The 1137-nt window shown below is 78.6% G+C and carries 1 protein-coding gene; it reads right to left on the bottom strand.

The features are described from left to right. Nucleotides 1–316: 316 nt before the first annotated feature. Nucleotides 317–1137, bottom strand: an 821-nt coding sequence (locus CBZ_RS19655) for a zf-HC2 domain-containing protein (RefSeq protein WP_130783127.1), incomplete at its 5' end; no start/stop codon positions are given.

A 1137-nucleotide genomic window follows, 5' to 3' on the forward strand; every position in this document is an offset into this window, starting at 1 on the left:
TACGAGGGCGGGCCGTGCGGCGTGGCCCCGTGCGCGGGTGCACCGTGCGGCGCACGCCACGGCGAGGGGGCGTGCCCGACGGCCTGCGGTCCGTCCGCCGCAGGTCCCGCAGCCGCGCCGCCCCCGCCGTACGGGCTCTGCGCGGGAGCGGGCCGACGGCCCGACGGCGGTGCGAACGGGTTCTCCGGCACGACGGGCGCAGGCGCGGCCGGAGGCGCAGGCGCGGCGGGGGGCGTGGGAGCCGTCGCGCTCGGCGCGCCGTCCGAGCCGACGTGCCCGCGAGCCGCCGGAGAGGTGACCTCGTCGTCGGGCGTCGTCATGGGGTCTGCAGGGCTCCCGTCACCGTCTGCCAGCCGCGCGTGATGCGCGCGTGCACCCCGTCGTCGTAGGCGCCACCGGGAAAGGCTGCCACGAGCGGGCCGAGGACGTCGTGCCCGTCGGCGCCGACGACCTGCACGACGGTCGAGTCGCACTGCCAGGCGACGTGCGACGGCTCACCCGACAGGACGTAGACGGTCCGGCCGCCGAGCTCCTGCACGCCCGCGCCGCTCAGGGCGTCGACGTCCAGCCGGCCCTGCTGCTCCGTGACGACCACCGACCCCGCGGGCCCGGTCACGTCGACCTCGAGCACCGAGCCGTCGTCGCCGGACCAGCGCAGGCCCGTCACGGCCCAGCCGGTGGGCAGCGCCGTCGGGAACGACCAGGCGTGCGAGCGCAGCCACTGCGTCGTCGAGGCGTCGACCTGCCCGCCGGCGTCGACGACGTCCTCGAACGTCGGGCGCCCGGACGCGGCGCCGGTCGTCGTGGTGGCCTGCGACAGCAGCTCCAGGTCGGCCCCGGGGTGGCTCACGGGCACGATCTCGGGACGCTCGCCCAGCACGAACAGCATCGCCGCGACGGCACCGAGCCCGGCGACCGAGCCGACGGCGAGACGGACCGGGTTGCGCCGGGGGCGCAGGTCGCCGTGCAGGTCGCTGCCCGGGCGCCCGGTCCACGAGCGCGGCACGAGCCCGGCCGCGGCGAGCGCACGGGGGTCCGGTGGCGCGGCGAACGGGTCGCGCGGCGGGACGGCGCGACGTCCGCCGAGGTCGCAGCCGTCCGGCGCGAGCGAGAGGAGCCGCGCGGTGAGGTCGGAGG

This window comes from Cellulomonas biazotea, from assembly GCF_004306155.1.
Classification (GTDB): domain Bacteria; phylum Actinomycetota; class Actinomycetes; order Actinomycetales; family Cellulomonadaceae; genus Cellulomonas; species Cellulomonas biazotea.